Annotated in this window: 15 protein-coding genes; 8 read left to right on the top strand and 7 right to left on the bottom strand. The window is 71.4% G+C overall.

All coding sequences use genetic code 11. The annotated features are described in order from the left end of the window. Positions 1-11: 11 nt before the first annotated feature. The 4 genes from ACFLIM_RS24020 to ACFLIM_RS24005 all read right to left on the bottom strand — a co-directional run bounded on the left by ACFLIM_RS24020 (position 12) and on the right by ACFLIM_RS24005 (position 3,246). Positions 12-752 (bottom strand): phytanoyl-CoA dioxygenase family protein, encoded by a 741-nt coding sequence (locus ACFLIM_RS24020; RefSeq protein WP_393168968.1) that lies wholly within the window; start codon positions 750-752, stop codon positions 12-14. Between the two features lie 37 nt (positions 753-789). After that, positions 790-1,956, bottom strand: coding sequence for an MFS transporter (locus ACFLIM_RS24015; RefSeq protein WP_393168966.1), 1,167 nt, complete (start codon positions 1,954-1,956; stop codon positions 790-792). 70 nt (positions 1,957-2,026) lie between these two features. Then, positions 2,027-2,605 (bottom strand): TetR/AcrR family transcriptional regulator, encoded by a 579-nt coding sequence (locus ACFLIM_RS24010; RefSeq protein WP_393168964.1) that lies wholly within the window; start codon positions 2,603-2,605, stop codon positions 2,027-2,029. Between the two features lie 41 nt (positions 2,606-2,646). After that, on the bottom strand, positions 2,647-3,246 hold the full coding sequence (locus tag ACFLIM_RS24005) for a TetR/AcrR family transcriptional regulator (protein WP_393168963.1): 600 nt from the start codon (positions 3,244-3,246) through the stop codon (positions 2,647-2,649). A 40-nt stretch (positions 3,247-3,286) separates the two neighbouring features. On the opposite strand from ACFLIM_RS24005, the gene ACFLIM_RS24000 reads away from it, so the two are divergent. The 3 genes from ACFLIM_RS24000 (at position 3,287) to ACFLIM_RS23990 (ending at position 6,606) form a co-directional block, all read left to right on the top strand. After that, positions 3,287-4,462: a macrolide family glycosyltransferase gene (locus ACFLIM_RS24000; RefSeq protein WP_393168961.1), complete on the top strand. Its 1,176-nt coding sequence runs from the start codon at positions 3,287-3,289 to the stop codon at positions 4,460-4,462. A 29-nt stretch (positions 4,463-4,491) separates the two neighbouring features. Continuing rightward, on the top strand, positions 4,492-5,466 hold the full coding sequence (locus ACFLIM_RS23995; protein ID WP_393168959.1) for an aldo/keto reductase: 975 nt from the start codon (positions 4,492-4,494) through the stop codon (positions 5,464-5,466). 123 nt (positions 5,467-5,589) lie between these two features. Further along, the gene (locus ACFLIM_RS23990; protein ID WP_393168957.1) at positions 5,590-6,606 is read left to right on the top strand and encodes an ABC transporter permease; all 1,017 of its coding nucleotides are present in this window, start codon (positions 5,590-5,592) and stop codon (positions 6,604-6,606) included. Between the two features lie 79 nt (positions 6,607-6,685). Here the strand turns inward: ACFLIM_RS23990 and ACFLIM_RS23985 are convergent, their stop codons facing one another. Further along, a complete protein-coding gene (locus ACFLIM_RS23985) occupies positions 6,686-6,904 on the bottom strand; it encodes a hypothetical protein (RefSeq protein WP_393168955.1) in 219 nt (72 codons plus the stop codon). Between the two features lie 55 nt (positions 6,905-6,959). Continuing rightward, complete coding sequence (locus tag ACFLIM_RS23980) at positions 6,960-7,931, bottom strand: CapA family protein (protein ID WP_393168953.1); 972 nt, start codon at positions 7,929-7,931, stop codon at positions 6,960-6,962. Between the two features lie 69 nt (positions 7,932-8,000). On the opposite strand from ACFLIM_RS23980, the gene ACFLIM_RS23975 reads away from it, so the two are divergent. After that, on the top strand, positions 8,001-9,899 hold the full coding sequence (locus ACFLIM_RS23975) for an aconitate hydratase (RefSeq protein WP_449291481.1): 1,899 nt from the start codon (positions 8,001-8,003) through the stop codon (positions 9,897-9,899). After that, the gene (locus tag ACFLIM_RS23970; RefSeq protein ID WP_393168949.1) at positions 9,896-10,546 is read left to right on the top strand and encodes a protein-L-isoaspartate(D-aspartate) O-methyltransferase; all 651 of its coding nucleotides are present in this window, start codon (positions 9,896-9,898) and stop codon (positions 10,544-10,546) included. The genes ACFLIM_RS23975 and ACFLIM_RS23970 overlap by 4 nt, the downstream gene beginning before the upstream one ends. On the opposite strand, the gene ACFLIM_RS23965 is transcribed toward ACFLIM_RS23970, so the two are convergent. Next, positions 10,536-10,754 (bottom strand): hypothetical protein, encoded by a 219-nt coding sequence (locus ACFLIM_RS23965; RefSeq protein WP_393168947.1) that lies wholly within the window; start codon positions 10,752-10,754, stop codon positions 10,536-10,538. The two genes, ACFLIM_RS23970 and ACFLIM_RS23965, sit on opposite strands and share 11 nt — an antisense overlap. Here ACFLIM_RS23965 and ACFLIM_RS23960 point away from each other — a divergent pair. The 3 genes from ACFLIM_RS23960 to ACFLIM_RS23950 are packed head-to-tail and all read left to right on the top strand — an operon-like array spanning position 10,753 to position 14,445. Next, complete coding sequence (locus ACFLIM_RS23960) at positions 10,753-11,265, top strand: (2Fe-2S)-binding protein (protein ID WP_393168946.1); 513 nt, start codon at positions 10,753-10,755, stop codon at positions 11,263-11,265. The two genes, ACFLIM_RS23965 and ACFLIM_RS23960, sit on opposite strands and share 2 nt — an antisense overlap. Continuing rightward, the gene (locus tag ACFLIM_RS23955; RefSeq protein ID WP_393168944.1) at positions 11,258-12,238 is read left to right on the top strand and encodes an FAD binding domain-containing protein; all 981 of its coding nucleotides are present in this window, start codon (positions 11,258-11,260) and stop codon (positions 12,236-12,238) included. The genes ACFLIM_RS23960 and ACFLIM_RS23955 overlap by 8 nt, the downstream gene beginning before the upstream one ends. Then, complete coding sequence (locus tag ACFLIM_RS23950) at positions 12,235-14,445, top strand: xanthine dehydrogenase family protein molybdopterin-binding subunit (RefSeq protein WP_393168942.1); 2,211 nt, start codon at positions 12,235-12,237, stop codon at positions 14,443-14,445. Before ACFLIM_RS23955 ends, ACFLIM_RS23950 begins: the two co-directional genes overlap by 4 nt. The last annotated feature ends 50 nt before the right edge of the window (positions 14,446-14,495 follow it).

Genomic DNA, 14,495 nt, shown 5'->3' with positions numbered 1-14,495 from the left:
TAACGGAAGCATCACGATCTCATGGTCGGATCCACGCCGCGCAACATCATCCCCTGCCCCCTGGACTGGTGCACGTCGTCGGCCGGTCGGTCTTCGGGGTCGCGGAACTGGATGAGCAGGGTCGTACGCGCCTCGGCCGCCCGGTTGACGCCGGACCCGTGGACGGTGAGATACGTGAGGAACAGCACGTCCCCCGCCTCCGCCGCCACGGGAACGGCGGCCTCCAGCGGCCACTGCGACAGCGGCAGATGCCAGCCGCCCTCCTCGATGTGCGGCAGCAGCCCGCGCTTGTGGCTGCCCGGCACGACCCGCACGCACCCCTTCTCCTCGGGCGCGTCGTCGAAGTGGAAGATGGCCGCGCCGAGGGTGTGCCTGGTGTGCGGGAAGTGCGCGGCGTCCTGGTGCATGGGGAACGGCGAGCCCTTCTCCGCCGGCTTCACGAAGATCTTGGTGTGGTGCAGCTGCACGTTCTCGGTCCCCATCAGGGCCGCCGCCACGTCGGTGAAGCGCGGATCGACCATGAGCCGCGTGAACGCGGCCGAGTAGAACTGCGCGTCGTGGCAGTGCCGCAACTCGGTCGCGCCGCCGCCGAGCTCGCGGGCACTCCCCCAGGTCGGGTCGGACTGACGCAACCGCGCCAGCACCGCATGACATTCCTCCCGGTACGCCGACGCCTCGGCCCCGCTCAGCAGCCCCTTGACGAGCACGTAACCGTTGTCCCGGTAGAACCGCACCAGCGATGGATCGCACATCCCTGTGTGATGCCCGCGAACGACCAGGCCTGACCCATCAGGCCACTTCCAGCCGCGAGGTCCTGCGGTCGCGGAGCCAGGCGTACCCGCTCACGCCGATGCCCGCGACGGTGACCGCGGCGCCGACGAGGTAGAGGGAGGGCAGCCCGAGCCCGCCGTCGATGACCCGGCCGCCGAGCCAGGCGGCGAAGGCGGCGGCGAGCTGGTAGGCGGAGGCGTTCACGGCCATGGCCAGGGTCGGCGCGGCGGCGGCGGTGGACAGGACGCGGGCCTGCATGCCGGGGATGACCGAGAAGCCCAGCGCCCCGATCACGAACACCATGATCGCGGTGACCGTCATGCTGCCGCTGGCGCTCCACATGAGCACGAGCGCCGCCGCCAGCACGGCCAGCAGGCCGAGCTGCGAGCGCATCGGCGCGCGGTCGGACAACCAGCCGCCGGCGAAGTTGCCGGCGGCCGCACCGACGCCGTACACGAGCAGCAGTACGGCGACCGCGCCGGTGGCGAACCCGGTGACGTCGGTGACCAGGGACGCGAAGAAGGTGAACACCATGAGCAGCCCCGCGTTCGCCACCGCCGTGACCGCAATGGCGAGTTGCACGTCGCGGTTGCGGAACACGCGCAGCTCGGCCACCGCGGACGTGGCGGGGGTGGCGTCGCGCACGTCCGGCACCAGCCGCGCCACCAGCAGGAACCCGGCCGCGCAACACGCGGCGAGGGCCAGGAACGTGGACCGCCAGCCGTGGTCGTTGCCGATGAAGGTGCCGATCGGCGCGCCGAGGATCATCGCCAGGTTCATCCCGAAGACGAGCTTGGAGACGGTGGACGCCTGCTTGCCCGGCGCGGCGGTGGACACCGCGATGACGATCGCGTTGGCGAAGAACGTGGAGGTCACCAGCGCGGTGACGATCCGCGCCGCGAAAAGCACCGAATAGACCGGCGCGAGGGCGGAGGCGAGGTTCCCGAGGATCGTGATCCCGAGCAGCACCAGGATGAGCGGCTTGCGCGGGAAGCGGGCGGTGAGCGCCGTGAGCACCGGCCCGCCGACGATCATCCCGATCGCGTACGCGGTCACGAGTAGTCCCGCCGCCGGAATGGAGACGGCCAGATCACCGGCGATGTCCGGCAGGATCCCGGCGATGACGAACTCGCCGGTGGTGATGCCGAACACACACACCATCAGCGAGGGAACGCTGGATTTCATCGAAACCCTTTCTTTACAGATCAGTACAAAACCGGGACGTGAAAAAGGGCCGACCGCCGCCCAGTCGGATTCACAGAGCGGCGACGGCCCCTTCGACGACGTCCAGGAGGGCGTTGCGGTCGTCGGTGACCTTGGCGAGCACGCGCAACCCGTAGTACGCGCTCTGGAACGCCCGCGCCACCTGCAGCGGCGGCCGGTCAGCGGAGAGTTCCCCGGTGCTCTGGCCGACCGCCACCAGCCGGCAGAGCGCCTGCTCCAGGTCGGCGAACTGGCGCCGGACCAGCCCCGCGACGGCCTCCGTGCGCCCGCCGGCCTCGGTGGCGGCGTTCAGTGCCAGGCAGCCGCGCCGCCCGGGGTCGGCCATGTCGGCGTCGATGACGCCCAGCATGAGGTCCCTGAGCCGCTCGCGCACGGAGCCGGGCTCGGCCAGCATCGCCACCTGGGCCTCGGCCAGGGTCTCCGCGTACCGGCGGAGCGCCTCCTCGTACAGGCGGTGCTTGCTGCCGAAGGCGTTATAGAGGCTGCCGCGCCCGAGCCCGGTGCGGGCGCACAGGTCCTGGGTGGTGGTGGCTTCGTAGCCCTTCTCCCAGAACACCTCCATCGCGGCGTCGATCACCCGCTGGTCGCTGAACTCACGTGGCCTGCCCATGGAGAGGAGGCTACCGGATTCTGTACAGAACAGTAAAGAACTCAGCGCACCGTCAGCCGGTCCAGGTGGTAGCGCACGGTCGCGAGCGCCTGCTCTGGCTCGCGTACGCGGAGCAGGAGGTCGGAGCCCAGCCCGTCGATCATGGCGAGCAGCGCGTCCGACTCGCGCTCGGCGTCCAGCCCGGCCGCCATCTCGCCGTCGCGCTGGGCCTGGACGATCAGCTCGGCCACCCGGGCGCGCAACCACCGGTCGCCCTCCCGCAACTCCCCGACCAGTTCTGGAACGTCGACGGCCCGCGCCGCGAACGCCTGCCCGGCCCGGCGCTCGGCCTTGCGGCGCGCGTCCAGCGGCAACATCTCGGCCGCCATCGACAACAGGAACGACCGCACCAGGAACGGCCCGGGAGGATCCGGTATCCCGGCCACGATCCGCGCGGTGACCTGCTCGCCGAGGTAGCCGACGACGTAGCGGAGCATCTCGTCCTTGTTGCCGAAGTAGTGCTGCACGGAGCCGAGCGAGATGCCGGCCTCGACCGCGACGTCACGCAGCGTGGCCCGGTCCAGCCCCTCGCGCCCGGCGATGCGCAACACGGCCTCGGCGATGTGCCTGCGCCGCTCGTCGTGGTCGACCTTCTTCGGCATGGCCCTCCTTTTTCATACCGACGTATTATAATACAGCGGTATGGCAACGATAGCGTTCTTCGCCCCCTCCGCCGCCGGGCATGTCAACCCGACGCTCGGCCTCGCCGCCGAGCTCGTCCGCCGGGGCCACCGCGTCACGTACGCCACCACCGAGGCGTACGCGGCCCGCGTGGCCGAGACCGGCGCCGAGGTCGTGCCCTTCACCTCCGCCTGGGACTCGCTCGACCTCCCCGACGTGCCGCAGATGCACGGCAAGGAGCTCATCAGGGCCATGGGCCTGCTCCTGGACGAGACCAGGGCGGCACTCCCCCAGCTCGCCGACGCGCCGCGGCCCGACCTGGTCGTGCACGACGGCACGCTGTGCTGGTGGGGACGGATCCTGGCCAAGCGCTGGCAGGTCCCCTCGGTGGAGACCTGGCCGAACTTCGTCGGCAACGAGCACTGGTCGATGCACCGGAAGTACACGACGATCAACCCGCTGAGCCTCGGCTTCCTGCGCATGATGTTGCGGCTCGGCCGCTTCCTGCGCAAGGAAGGGTTCGCCGACGTGCAGGCGTTCGTGCGGGGCGACGGGGCGGGGGTCAGGCTGGTGATGCTGCCGCGCGCGTTCCAGTTCGTCGGCGAGACGTTCGGCGACGGCTACGAGTTCGTCGGGCCGGCCCTGACCCAGCGGGCCTACCAGGGCGGATGGGAGCCGTCCGGCGATCTGCCGGTGGTCCTGGTCTCGCTGGGCACCGGCTACAACGACCGGCCGGACTTCTACCGTACGGTGCTGCGCGCGGCGGAGGGGCGGCCGTGGCAGGTCGTGCTGGCCGTGGGCGGCGTGGACCCGGCGGCGCTCGGGCCCGTTCCGCCCAACGTGGAGGTGCACGCGCAGGTGCCGCAACTGGCCGTGCTGAGCCACGCTCGCGTGTTCGTCACCCACGCGGGGATGGGCAGCACGATGGAGAGCCTGCACTTCGGGGTGCCCATGGTGACGGTGCCGCAGATGGCCGAGCAGCGGGCCAACGCCGACCGCATCGCCGAACTGGGCCTGGGCCGGGCGTTGCCGATCGGCGACGTCACCGGCTCGGCGGTGTGGGAGGCAGTGGCGGAGGTGGCCGCCGACCAGCGGGTGCGCGAGCGGCTGAGCTGGATGAAGGGCGAGCTGGCGGCGGCGGGCGGGGCCACGGGGGCGGCGGACGCGGTGGAGAAACTGCTTAACTTGGGTCCGTAAAACGTTTCATACCGCGGGAAAGGTTCTCCTTGAACTACGAACGCCAGCCGTACAGAAGATGTGGCCGCAGCGGCCTGCTCCTCCCCGCCGTGTCGCTCGGCCTGTGGCACAACTTCGGTGGCGGCAAGCCGCTCGACAGCCAGCGCGCGATCTTCCACAAGGCGCTCGATCTCGGCATCACCCACTTCGACATCGCCGACCGGTACGGCCCGCCGCTGGGCGCCGCCGAGTCCGCCTTCGGCCGGCTGCTCCCCCGGTCGTTGCGCGACGAGGTGGTGGTCACCACCAAGGGCAGCAACCCCATGTGGGACGGCCCGTACGGCATGGGCAACTCCCGCAAGCACCTGCTGGCCACCCTCGACCGCTCGCTGGACCGGCTCGGCCTCGACTTCGTGGACATCTACTACCTGCACCGCGACGACGACGCCACGCCGCTGGAGGAGCAGGTCGCGACCCTGGACCACATGGTCCGCAGCGGCAAGGTGCTCTACGTCGGCGTCTCCAACTTCTCCCCTGAACGCACGGCGCAGGCCGCCCGCCTGCTGCGCGACCTGGGCACCCCGCTCCTGGTCCACCAGCCGTCCTACTCCCTGCTCAACCGCGGCATCGAGGACGCCCTGCTGGGAGTGCTGGAGGAGGAGGGCGCCGGCTGCGTCGTCTACTCTCCGCTGGCGCAGGGCCTGCTCACCGACCGCTACCTGGACGGCATCCCCGCCGACTCGCGCGCCGCCGAAGGACGTTTCCTCACGGCGGACCGGGTGACCCCGCAGGTGCTGGCCTTCGTGCGGGCGCTCGCCGGAGTGGCCGAGTCCCGCGGCCAGTCGGTGGCCCAGCTCGCGCTGGCCTGGGCGCTGCGGGACTCCCGGATCACCTCGGTGCTCGTCGGCGCCTCCAGCCCCGAGCAGCTGGAGGCGAACGTGGCCGCCGTGGACCGCCTGGACTTCACCGACGACGAGCTGGCGGCCATCGACCGGGCCGCCAAGGAGGCCGGCGTCGCGGCGTGACCGCTCGCGGGGCCCGGACGATGCCGGGCCCCGCTTCACGGGCGCACCTCGAATGGCTTGGCAAGCCGTCACGGGTGGAATGTCACGCGGATCGAACGGCGGGCGCCTGCCTAGCGTGGGCGCATGGGTGACCTGTGGACGGCCTTCAAGCAATCGCCGTACTACCCGGCGACCGGCCTGGTGCTGCTCCTCTCGGCGGCGGCGGGGCTGTTCGCCGGGTCGTACACCTACGCCATGGCCTCCCCGACGCCGCACCACATGCCCGTCGCGGTCGTCGGCGTCACCCACGAGACCGTGCGCGGGAGGGTCTTCGCCGCCGGGCTGGAGAAGGCCCTGGCGGCCTCGCTCGACCTGCACTTCGACAAGTCCTACGCGCAGGCCATGGAGTCCATCGAGGAGCAGCGGGTCTTCGCCGTGTTCGTCGTGCGCGAGACCCACGTCGATATGAACGTGTCGAGCGCCTCGGGCGCGTCGGTGGCGCTGCTGCTCAGCCAGGAGGCCCCGAAGGTGGCCGCGCGGACGGGATTCACGCTCACGGTACGGGACGTCAAGCCGCTCCAGCGGGCGGACCCGCGCGGCCTGGCGATCTTCTACATCACGCTCGCCGCCGTGATCATCGGATTCACGGGGGCGATCCAGCTCAGCAACAACGCCCCCGACCTCAATCCGGGCGAGCGCATCGCCTTCACCGCGGCGTACGCGGTGCTCGGCGCGTTCGCCATCGTCTCGCTCGTGGACTGGGTGCTCGGCGCGCTCGAACTGCCGGTCCCGGAGTCGTGGTTCATCCTGGCGCTGACCATGTTCACCACGGGGATGGTGTTCACGATGTTCAACACCTTCCTGGGGCGCTGGGCGATGGTCCCCACCTGGGGGCTGATGGTGCTGCTCGGCAACCCGTCCTCGGGCGGGGCCGTGTCCTGGCCGCTGCTGCCCTCGCCGCTGGGCGTCATCGGGCGCTGGTTGCCGCCGGGGGCGTCGGTCAACGCCCAGCACACCGCCGTCTACTTCCACGGCCACCAGAGCGTGACGCCGTTCATCGTCCTGATGGCCTGGGCGCTGGTGTCCTGCGCCGTCTTCCTGATCTGGCGCGAACGGCACCCCGGTGGCCGGCCGGCTCGGCCCACCCCGACTACTTCATGATCGGCGACCTCACACCAACGTCTGCGAGGGCAGCGCGAGCCTGACCGACATCCGCCTCTACGTACCGAAGCAAACCGCTCTAATGTGAATTGTCGACCCCGAGATCGCCTTCCAGGTCGAAGGCCTCCCCTTCGTGGTGGAGCATCGGGTGGCCGAGGTCGGTCTCGAGGTCGAAACCCGCCTGCCCGGCCGCGGCCTCCAGGGCCTCCTCCTCATGACGGTGCACCACCTGCTCGTGGTGCTCACGCAGCCGCTCGACGAGACCGTGGTGGTGCGGGTGCTGTTCGGCGTCGCTCATGACGACATGGTCGACAACATCCGCGCTCCGGGACAACCAAACGCGAGGTGAACAATCAGCAGCGCAGGTCCACGGTGAGCACGTCGTCGTCCCAGACGGCGCTGGTGCCGAACTGCGCGCACGCGTCGGTGAAGCGCCGGCGGAGCCAGGCCCGTTCCTGCCCGCGGGCGATGACGGTACGGCCGTACTCGAGGTGCAGCGGCACCGCGCGCAGCCGTACCGGACCGGTCTCGTCGAGGGTCACCAGGAACAGCAGCGACAGGTCGTTGCGCAGTTCGCGGTCGATCGCGTAGTCGTCGAGGAAGTCGCCGAGGTCGTACAGGACAGGCGGCGCGACGCCGTGGACCACGTGGGCGGAATGACCGGCGACCAGGCTCGCTCCGGCGGCGACCATGGACTCGGCGGCCGTCCGGATGTAGGGCGCGGGACCGGACGTCATGTTGGGGCCCCAATGGGGCGTGACCAGTACGGCGTCGGCTTCCGCGCGCGCCCGGGCGACCGCGTCGGTCACCCAGGACGGGACGCCGCCGGGCAGGTCGGCGTAGGCCACGCCGGGCCGGTCGGGCAGGGCGGCGTAGTCGGCCGGATGGTCGGTCAGGGCGATGACGGCGATCCGCAGCCCGCCCACGACCAGCATGATCGGCTCCCGGGCCTGGGCCCGGTCCGCGCCCGCGCCCACGGTGAGGATCCCCAGGTGTTCGAGGTGGGCGCGGGTGTCCAGGAGCGCGTCGTAGCCGTAGTCCAGGGCGTGGTTGTTGGCCAGCGTGACGCAGCTCACACCGAGCTCGGCGAGGAGGTCCGCGGCCTGCGGCGGTGCCCGGAAATGGAACAGCTTGCCGGGCGTGGGCCATGGGCTGCCACGGTCGGAGAGGCAACATTCGAGGTTCACCAGCACCACGTCGGCGTCGGCGAGGTGGGCGCGAACGCCGTCCGACAGGTACGCGGCCGGATCGCTGGACACGGTCAGCAGGTCGGCCACACCCCGGCCGAGCATCGTGTCACCCGCCAGCGCGAGCGTGGCAGTCATGCACTTTCACTGCCTTGGGGTGACTCACCCAAACCCGTCCGGGTAGCACAGATCCTCGTGAGCTCGAACATGACGGAAAAACTGATCGCCGCCCACCTGACCAGCGGCGACATGCGGCCGGGCGAGGAGATCGGGCTGCGCATCGACCAGGCGCTGATCCAGGACGCCACCGGCACGATGGTGATGCTCGAACTGGAGGCCCTCGGCCTGGACCGGGTACACACCGAGCTGGCCGCCCAGTACGTCGACCACAACCTGCTGCAGACCGACGAACGCAACATGGCCGACCATGTGTTCCTGCGCTCGGCCTGCCGCCGGTACGGCATCTGGCACTCCCGCCCGGGCAACGGGGTGTCGCATCCCACCCACATGCAGTATTTCGGCATGCCGGGCAAGACGCTGGCCGGGTCCGACTCGCACACCTGCGCGGCCGGCTCGCTGGGCATGCTGGCCATCGGCGTCGGCGGGCTGGAGGTGGCCATGGCCATGGCCGGACAGCCGCTGTTCGTCACGATGCCCGAGATCTGGGGGGTACGGCTCACCGGCGCCCTGCCACCGTGGGTGAGCGCCAAGGACGTGATCCTGGAGATGTTGCGCCGCCACGGCGTGCGCGGCGGCGTGCACCGGATCATCGAATACCACGGGCCCGCCCTGGCCACGCTGAGCGCGATGGATCGGCACGTGATCGCCAACATGGGCGCCGAGCTGGGCGCCACCACCTCGGTCTTCCCCGCCGACAAGCAGGTTCTGGAGTTCCTGCGGGCCCAGGGCCGCGCCGCCGACCACACCGAACTGGCGGCGGATCCCGGCGCCGGCTACGACCTGGAGGAGGAGATCGACCTGTCCACGCTGGAGCCCCTGATCGCCCGTCCGGGCTCCCCCGGCAACGTCATCCCGGTACGGCAGGCCACGGGTGAGCCGGTCCACCAGGTCGTCGTGGGCTCCTCGGCCAACCCCGGCCTGCGCGACTTCGCGGTGGTGGCCGAGATCCTGCGCGGCAGGCAGGTGCATCCCCAGGTGTCGCTGGACGTGAACCCCACCTCCCGGCAGATCCTGATCGACCTCACCAAGATGGGCGCGATCACCACGCTGATCGAGGCCGGCGCCCGCATCCACCAGACCGGCTGCCTGGGCTGCATCGGCATGGGCCAGGCCCCCGCCGTCGGCCGCAACAGCCTGCGGACGTTCCCGCGCAACTTCCCCGGCCGCTCGGGCACCCACGACGACTCGGTCTGGCTCTGCTCGCCCGAGACCGCCGCCGTGGCGGCGCTCACCGGCGCCATCACCGACCCGCGCGACCTCGGCCTCGACCATCCCCGGGTACCGCTGCCGCGCACGGTCAGCCTGGGCACGGCGCTGCTCGAAGCACCCCTGCCCCCCGACGCGGCGCAGCGGGTGGAGCTGGCCAAGGCCCCGAGCATCGGCTCGCTGCCAGAGCTGGAGCCGCTGCCCGACTCGCTCACCCTGCCGGTCGTGCTCAAGGTGGGCGACGACATCTCGACGGACGAGATCATGCCGGCGGGCGCGCGGGCGCTGCCGTACCGGAGCAACATCGAGGCGCTGGCCGACTTCGCCTACACCCAGATCGACCCGGACTACCCGCGGCGGGCCCGCGAGGCGGGCCCGCACGCGATCGTCGGCGGCCGCAACTACGGCCAGGGCTCCTCCCGCGAGCACGCCGCCATCGTGCCCCGCTACCTGGGGCTCCGGGTCGTGATCGCCAAGTCCTTCGCCCGCATCCACTGGCAGAACCTGGCCAACTTCGGCGTACTGCCACTGGAGTTCGCCGACGAATCCGACTACGACCGGATCGGCCGCGAACTCCACTTCGAGGGCCTGCGCAAGGCCGTCGAAAACGGCACCGAGCTGACCGTGGACGGCATCGTGCTCCGGCACCGCCTCTCCGCCCGCCAGCGCGCCATGGTCCTGGCCGGCGGCTGGATCCCGCTCTCCAGGCAGAGCCGATGAAGCCTGATCTGCTGGCGGAGATCGTCCGGCAGGCAGGCGTGAGCGATCCCCGCCTGCTGGCCGCCATCCGCGCCACGCCACGCGACCTGTTCGTGCCGCCCCGTTACGCCGAACGCGCCCCCTTCGACGAACCGATCCCCATCGGCCACGGCCAGCCCACCTCGCAACCGTCGCTGATCGCCCAGATGATCGACGCCCTGCGGCTCACCGAGGAGGCGACGGTGCTGGAGATCGGCACCGGCTACGGCTACCAGACCGCCCTGCTGGCCCGCCTGGCCCGCCGGGTGTACTCGGTGGAACGCCATCCCGACCTGGCCGCTCACGCGCGGGCCAACCTGGCCGCGGCCGGCCTGACGGGCGTCGAGGTCGTGGTCGGGGACGGCACCGCGGGGCTGCCCCGGTATGCGCCGTTCGACGCCGTCGTCGTCTCCGCCGCGGCGCCCGGCGTGCCGGCTCCACTGGCGGAGCAGCTCGCCGAGGACGGCCGCCTGGTCATGCCGATCCAGACCGAAACCGGCGACATGGTCACGCAGTTCACCAGACGGCATGGCCACCTGCTCCGCGAGCGGGTGCTGCTGCCCGCCTATTTCGTCCCGCTGATCGGCAGGTACACCCCCGAATCGCCCCCTCGCGACCTCAATGGGTGAGCGCCTCGCACAGGAAGGCTTCGACCTGCTCGCCCGCGGCCTGGGGCGGCCGTTGCCGGTTCATATCGGTCACGTACCATGAAGATTGCCCGGCGGACCGGAAAGCCTCGCTGAGGCACAACAGTGGATCTCCCCCCGAGATGCGATGCAAGCTGGCGGTGTCCCACGCGTCGCACATCATCGATGATTTCGGGATCGAGGGGATCATGACACCAGATGAGGCCCAGCCGCGCCCAGGCCCGGCGAACGTCGCGGTGACGTTGACCGTCAACGGCACCGATCACCCGCTCGACCTGGAGCCCAGGGTCAGCCTGCTGGACGCGCTGCGCGACCGGCTGGGCCTGACCGGCACGAAGAAGGGTTGTGACCAGGGCGCGTGCGGCGCCTGCACGGTGATGGCGGACGGCCGGCGGATCCTGTCCTGCCTGACGCTCGCCGCGCAGCAGGAGGGCCGGGCGATCACCACCATCGAGGGGCTGGGCGACGGCGGCGCCCCGCACCCGGTGCAGGAGGCGTTCGTCAGGCACGACGCCTTCCAGTGCGGCTACTGCACCCCTGGGCAGATCATGTCCGCGGTGTGCCTGCTGGCCGAGGGCCGCGCGCGGTCGGATGCGGACATCCGGGAGTTCATGAGCGGCAACCTCTGCCGTTGCGGGGCCTATCCGAACATCGTCGCGGCGATCCGCGAGGTGGCGGAGGCGGGTGGTGGCGGTGCGTGAGTTCGAGTACGTCAGAGCCGCCGAGGTCGGGCAGGCCGTCGCGACGGTCACCGGCGACCCCCGAGCCTCGTATCTCGCGGGCGGCACGACCCAGCTCGACCTGATGAAGGACGGCGTCCTCGAACCGGACATGCTGGTGGACATCACCCGGCTCCCGCTCAGTGGCGTCTCCCGCGACGGCGACACGCTGCGCGTCGGCGCCCTGACCACGATGGAGGAGCTGGCCGCCGACGCCACCGTCGCCGAACGCCTGCCGTTCGTCCGCGAGGCGCTGCTGCTGGGCGCGTCGGTCCAGCTGCGCAACATGGCCACCATTGGCGGCAACCTGCTGCAGCGCACCCGCTGCCGCTACTTCCGTGACCCGGCCGTGCCCGCGTGCAACAAGCGCCGTCGCGGCACCGGCTGCGCCGCCGTCACCGGCGCCGCCCGGATGCACGCCATCCTGGGGGCCGACGAGCACTGCATCGCGGTGCACGCCTCCGACCTGGCCGTCCCGCTGGTCGCGCTCGACGCCATCGTGCGTGTCCGGGGCGCCGGCGGCGAGCGCTCCGTTCCGCTGACGGACTTCTACCTCGTCCCCGGCGACACCCCTGACGTCGAGAACGTGCTCGCCCACGGCGAGCTGATCGTCGCCGTGGACATCCCGCTGCCTCCGCGGGGCACCCGGTCGAGCTATCTGAAGGTCCGCGACCGGGCCTCGTACGAGTTCGCGCTCACCTCCGCCGGGGTGGCCATCACGTTCGACGACGGGGTGATCCGCGAGGCGCGAGTCGCCCTCGGCGGGGTCGGCACCGTCCCGTGGCGGGCTCGCGAGGCCGAGGAGGTGCTGCGAGGGGCGCCGCCCGGCCAGGCGACCTTCCGGGCGGCCGCCGAGGCGACCGTGCGGGACCCGTACACCGTGCCCGGCACCGCGTTCAAGGTCGAGCTGGCCAAACGCACCCTCGTACGCGCGTTGAGGACGGTGGCGTCATGACGATCATCGAACGGGCCGGGCTCGTCGGCGCCGGAGTGGACCGGGTGGACGGCCCACTGAAGGTGACCGGCGCCGCGCACTACCCGAACGACTTCAGTTTCCCGGACATGGCGTACGCCGCGCTCGTACGCGCCACGATCCCCGCCGGGCGGGTCAGCCACCTCGACACGAGCGCGGCCGAGCGCGCGCCCGGCGTGCTGGCGGTCCTCACCCACCTCAACGCGCCGAAGCTGGAGAGCGGGCCGCCGTCCTTCCTCCGCACACCGCCGCCGCCCCTGCAGGACGACCGGATCAGGTACTACGGCCAGTACGTCGCCGTGGTGGTGGCCGGCACCGCCGAGCAGGCCAGCGCGGCGGCCCGGCGGATCGAGATCGGCTACGAACGGGCGGAGCCGGTGCTGGAGATCGACGACCCCCGGGCCGAGCGGATCACGAATCCCTGGGGCATGGACGCGAACCGTGGCGACGCACAGGCCGCTCTCGGCGCCGCCGACGTCGTGATCGACGCTACCTACACGACCGCCGAGAACACCAACAACCCGCTCGGCCTGTTCGCCACGGTCGCGGCGTGGGACGGCGACGCCCTCACCGTCCACGACTCCACCCAGTGGCCGACGCAGGTGCGCGCGACGCTGGCGAAGGTGTTCGGGGTGCCCGAGGCCGGGGTCCGGGTGCTGGTGCCGTACGTCGGCGGCGGCTTCGGCGCGGGACTGCGCGTCTGGCCGCACGTGATCCTCGCCGCGCTGGCGGCACGTGAGGCCGGGCGGCCGGTCAAGCTGGTGCTGACCCGCCCGGAGATGTTCACCGGCATCGGCCACCGCCCCGCCACGGTGCAGCGGGTCAGGATCGGCGCCACCCGCGACGGCCGGCTGACCGCGATCGACCAGGAGAGCCTGTCCACGGTGTCGATCGAAGGGGACAACATCGAACCGTGCGCGGCGGGCGCGACCAGCGCGTACGCCTGCCCCAACGTCTCTACGCGGGACCGGCAGGTACGGCTGAACATCCCCTGGACGAGCTCGATGCGCGCACCCGGCGAGGCGCAGGGCAACTTCGCGCTCGAATCCGCCGTGGACGAGCTGTCGTACTCCCTCGGCCTCGACCCCCTGGAACTGCGGCTGCGCAACTACGCCGAGGTGCATCCGCAATACGGCCTGCCGTGGTCGAGCAAGGCGCTGCGCGAGTGCTACGAGGTGGGCGCCGAACGGTTCGGCTGGTCACGGCGCCCGGCGCGGCCCGGCTCGATGCGCGACGGCGACTGGCTCGTCGGGTACGGCATGGCCGGCATCAGCTACTTCTGGTACCAGGCGCCCTGCCAGGCCAGGGCGACCGTCCGCGGGGACGGGACGGCGTACGTGCGCAGCGCCGTGACCGACATCGGCACCGGCACGTACACGGTCATGACCCAGCTGTCAGCCGAGTTCCTCGGGCTCGATCCTGGTCTGGTCACGTTCGACCTCGGTGACACCAGCATGCCCCCGGGGCCCCAGGCGGGCGGCTCCGGCCTCACCGCCGCGCTCGGCACCGCCGTACACGCGGCCTGCCGCAACCTCGTGCGCGCGTTCCTCGACACGCTCGCCGGCGACCCCGCCTCGCCGCTGGCGGGCTGCGGCGTCGACGACGTCACCGTGGCCGGCGGCCGCATCCACCGTAACGGGGAGCCGGAGCGAGGCGAGTCCTACACCCGCATCCTCGCCGCGCAAGGCCTGGCCGAGCTGAGCGCCGACGGCGACAGCGCGCCGCCCCGGCCGCAGGACGCCGGCATGGCGCCCGCGGGCCCCTTCGGCGCCAGGTTCGTGGAGGTCCGCGTCGATCCCGACCTCGGGCTGCTCCGGGTCGCCCGCGTCGTGTCGGCGATCGACGGCGGCCGGATCCTGAACGAGAAACTGGCCAGGAGCCAGATCATCGGCGGAACCGTCGGCGGCATCGGCATGGCGATGTTCGAGGACACGGTCACGGACCCGGGCACCGGGCGGGTCGCCAACGCCACGTTCGGCGACTACCTGGTGGCGGTGAACGCCGACGTTCCCGACATGGAGGTGACCTTCGTCGGGGAGCCGGACCGGTACAACCCGGTCGGGGTGAAGGGCGTCGGCGAGATCGGCCTGGTCGGGATGGCGGCCGCCATCGCCAACGCCGTCTACCACGCCACCGGCAGGCGAATCCGCTCCGTCCCCATCACCATCGACCAGCTCCTGGCCGCATAACAGGCGCCCGGAGTCCGGTGGGACCGGCTACTGTTCAGCGCCAAGGAGTC

Origin of the sequence: Nonomuraea marmarensis (assembly GCF_043197025.1) — a bacterium.
GTDB classification, from domain to species: Bacteria; Actinomycetota; Actinomycetes; order Streptosporangiales; family Streptosporangiaceae; genus Nonomuraea; species Nonomuraea marmarensis.
This window is presented reverse-complemented; position numbering and strand designations above follow the sequence as displayed.